The sequence below is a fragment of the Wolbachia endosymbiont of Madathamugadia hiepei genome (assembly GCF_013366855.1).
Lineage (GTDB): Bacteria > Pseudomonadota > Alphaproteobacteria > Rickettsiales > Anaplasmataceae > Wolbachia.
Window position 1 is genome coordinate 1 of sequence record NZ_WQMP01000098.1, and the last position, 3,868, is coordinate 3,868.

Genomic DNA, 3,868 nt, shown 5'->3' on the forward strand with positions numbered 1-3,868 from the left:
AATTATTGTTTTTATCCTCCAGCAGCGAATCTTCGATAATTGTGCCTGGAGTTAAAATTCGCACTACATCGCGCTTTACTATGGATTTATAGCCCCTCCTTTTTGCTTCATCAGCAGTTTCTAATTGATCGCAGATTGCTACTTTGAACCCTAAATCTATTAGCTTGTGCAGGTAAGATTCACTACTGTGTGCTGGCACTCCACACATTGGTATGTCTTGCCCGCATGAATTACCCCTCTTAGTGAGTACTATATTCAGCAGCTTTGCAGCTTTAACGGCATCATCGAAAAACAACTCATAGAAATCTCCCAGTCTATAGAACAACAGATGATCCTTATATTGAGCTTTCAGGTTTAAATATTGCTCCATCACAGGAGTGTTTTTTTCTTTTACAAAGTTCATAATGTTTTTTATACGTTGATAGCTTCAGCTTTATCGTACGGATAACATAAAATCTAAATAGAAGCCTACACAAAAGCAAGATTGCTCGTTTCTTTAGAAAACTGTACATATGTAATGAATCTTTTGCAGCCTCTTCTATAAGCTATATCAGCCATGCTAAAATTATATGGAATTTTGACTTTTTGAAAAGTCTAAACTGCTATTTGTGAAAGGCATGTATTCCTGCATAAATTGATTATGCAAAAGATCTATTAATTGCAAAATTTAATATAAATGTTAAAATATGGCTACTGAGTAAAAAATATATGCTAATTAGTACAACGTCAGATCTGGGAGACACATGTGAGGAGTTGACAGCAAAAAAGCCAAAATTTATAGCAGTTGACACGGAGTTTCTTAGAAACAATTTAACCTATTATCCAAAATTGTCGTTAATTCAAATTTCTTACGGAAGTAAGAGTTTTGTTGTAGATGCACTAGTGCCAGAAATTGATTTATCACTTATTAAAAAAATAATGCTAAATCGCAAGATAATTAAGGTGTTTCATAGCTGTCGGCAGGACATAGAATCTTTATTCACCGTATTCAAATGCATTCCCACTCCCATTTTTGATACCCAAGTTGCTACTATGTTTTGTCATTATTATCATGACTTCATTGGTTACTCAAAAGTAGTGGAGCAATATCAAGGGGTGGTATTAGATAAAATTAAAGCTAAAAATTCAGACTGGTTAAAGCGTCCACTTTCTGAGGATCAATTAGACTATGCAATAAGCGATGTGGTGCATCTATATGACCTACACCAGATATTGCGCAATAAACTTGAAGAAAAGAGTAGAATAGGCTGGTTTCAGCAAGAGATGGAAGCAGTGGTTGATATAAATAAGTATTTGCGTAGTCCAAAAGATGCATGGAGGAGGATTAAATTTAATTACGAGGCAAATCCAAGATTGATATTAACTGTTAAAGCAGTTAGTGAGTGGCAAGAAACCTTAGCACAGCGCTATAATGTGAATCGTAATAAAATAGTTAATAATGCTGTAATAGCTGGCTTTATTGAAAAAAACGTGGAGCGTGTTGATGAGATTTTAGAAGATCTCAGAAAGAACACGAAAAATATAAAGGAGGAAGATCTATTAGAATTCATAGATATTTTCAATGAGAATGAGAAAGACTTTATGCAGCAAGATTATACTCCGTCAAGCAGTTATGATAGATCTGTGCTTGATATACTCTTGATTGTTCTAGAGAGCGAATGTAAGGAAAACAGCATATCAAGAAAATTGGTTTCGTCAAAAGATGAATTGGCTGGGTCAATATCTGGGCAGACAGATAAACTATTTAAAGGGTGGAGGTATGACTTTTTTGGCAGGTCAATTGAGTCATTTTTAAACGCAGGCTCAAGGTTTGAAATTTCATTAGTGAAATCCACAAATAATACAACCAAAATTCGAAGTAATTTAGTAAGGGCAAATTGTAAGTTGAAATCAACTGCTGAGGTTTAACGAATCTACTATATCTTTTATTTGAGAAAGGACGTGTTCTTTACTTGCACTGTTGTCGATGGTAAAGTCACTCATCAGCCTTTTTTCTGCAATGGGTAGCTGGATATTGGAAATCCGATCCAGCTTTTCTTTATCTATATTACGTTCATTGAGTCTTTGAGCTTGCACAGCGCTATCTGCATGGACGAAAATGATAAAGTGGCAATATAAACGAAATCTCGTTTCCAGCAAGAGTGGAATGTCTAGAACTAGAAGTTTTCTATCGGTCTTTTTTTCCTGAGCAATGAAAATTTCTAGCTCATTTCGCACAGCGGAGTGAACTAAAGATTGAAATTGCATCCAATTTTTATCATGGACTAAGAAATATTTAAACAATACCTCCTTGTCTATTTCACCATTTACTACTACTCCGGGAAAATTTTCTTTTGTGTAACTCATTATGTTCTTATCTACTTTATAAAGCTGATGTACAACAGAATCAGCGTCAAACACAGCAGCACCAAATTCTTCAAAACAATTGGCTACAAAGCTCTTTCCTACTCCAACCCCACCTGCTAAACCTATAATCATAAGCAAAAACACATAGCTATATCTATAGTAGCTGCTCTTTGTTTACATGTCTATTTAAAACCAATTTTGGTTGTGGAGGCTCTGACGATGTCAAGAGAAAATAAACAGCTATTATTTTTTTAGTAATTAAGTAAAATAGAGTGAAAGATTATGAGGAAGTTTTGAAAAATAAGATAAAAAAAATAATGATTTCAGGAAAGGAAGTGTGGCCAATTATCGAGGGCGGCAAAGGCATTGCGATTAGTGATGGAAGATCAAGTGGAGCATTTGCTGCAGCAGATGCTGTGGGTACATTTTCTGGTGCAAATGCTAAGCTTATTGATGATAACGGTGAGTTAGTACCACTGATTTACAAAGGCAAAACAAGAAATGAAAAACATGAGGAATTGATTAAGTACAGCATCGAGGCTGGGGTTAGTCAGGCAAGAATAGCGAATGAAATATCACAAAGCCATGGAAGAGTACATATGAATGTGCTTTGGGAGATGGGGGCAGCAGAACGTGTACTTCATGGTATATTAGAAAAGGCAAAAGGCTTAGTTCATGGTATTACCTGCGGTGCTGGCATGCCTTATAGGCTCGGGGAAATTGCAGCCAAATATCAGGTTTATTATTACCCTATTATTTCATCAGTACGCGCTTTTAAAGCATTGTGGAAGCGCGCTTACCAAAAAGTATCCTCTTTTTTGCTTGGTGGAGTAGTGTATGAAGATCCATGGCTTGCTGGAGGACATAACGGACTCAGTAATAGTGAAGACCCAGAACTTCCACAAGCTCCATTTGAGAGGGTTGTAGAGCTTAGATCTTTCATGAACGAGATCGGTCTTTCGGAAACGCCAATTGTTATGGCGGGGGGAGTGTGGCACTTAAAAGATTGGGAACGTTGGTTTGACAATCCACAAATTGGACCAATAGCTCTTCAGTTTGGCACTCGTCCACTTTTGACGGAGGAAAGTCCAATTTCCACGGAGTGGAAAAAGAAGCTACTCACTTTAGAAGAAGGTGACGTATTTTTGAATAAATTCAGTCCAACGGGGTTTTATTCATCTGCAGTGCAAAATAACTTCATACGTGAGTTACAGAAACGGAACTCACGTCAAATAAAATTTTCAGAGAGTGCCAGCGAAGAATTCAATAGTGAATTTGCAATTGGCGCAAGAGGTAGAAAGATTTACCTCACTGCAAAAGATAAAGAACTGGCAAACACGTGGACTAGGGCAGGATATACAGAAGCAATGAAAACTCCAGATACAACTGTGATTTTTGTAACGCCAGACAAATTTGCGGAGATAAGACAAGATCAGATCAATTGCATGGGATGTTTGAGCCATTGTCTGTTTAGCAATTGGAAAGATCATGGTAACCATTCAACAGGACGAAAGCCGGATCC

Annotated in this window: 4 protein-coding genes; 2 read left to right on the forward strand and 2 right to left on the reverse strand. The window is 36.9% G+C overall.

All coding sequences use genetic code 11. The features are described 5' to 3' along the window. On the reverse strand, positions 1–403 hold a 403-nt coding region (locus tag GO685_RS03935; RefSeq protein ID WP_458695293.1), incomplete at its 3' end, for a MutS N-terminal domain-containing protein. A 305-nt stretch (positions 404–708) separates the two neighbouring features. Here GO685_RS03935 and GO685_RS03940 point away from each other — a divergent pair. Beyond that, positions 709–1,908, forward strand: coding sequence for a ribonuclease D (locus GO685_RS03940; RefSeq protein ID WP_175937660.1), 1,200 nt, complete (start codon positions 709–711; stop codon positions 1,906–1,908). Here the strand turns inward: GO685_RS03940 and coaE are convergent. Beyond that, a complete protein-coding gene (gene coaE / locus GO685_RS03945) occupies positions 1,891–2,478 on the reverse strand; it encodes a dephospho-CoA kinase (RefSeq protein ID WP_175937661.1) in 588 nt (195 codons plus the stop codon). The genes GO685_RS03940 and coaE overlap by 18 nt on opposite strands. A 161-nt stretch (positions 2,479–2,639) precedes the next feature. Here coaE and GO685_RS03950 point away from each other — a divergent pair. After that, on the forward strand, positions 2,640–3,868 hold a 1,229-nt coding region (locus GO685_RS03950), incomplete at its 3' end, for an NAD(P)H-dependent flavin oxidoreductase (RefSeq protein WP_175937662.1).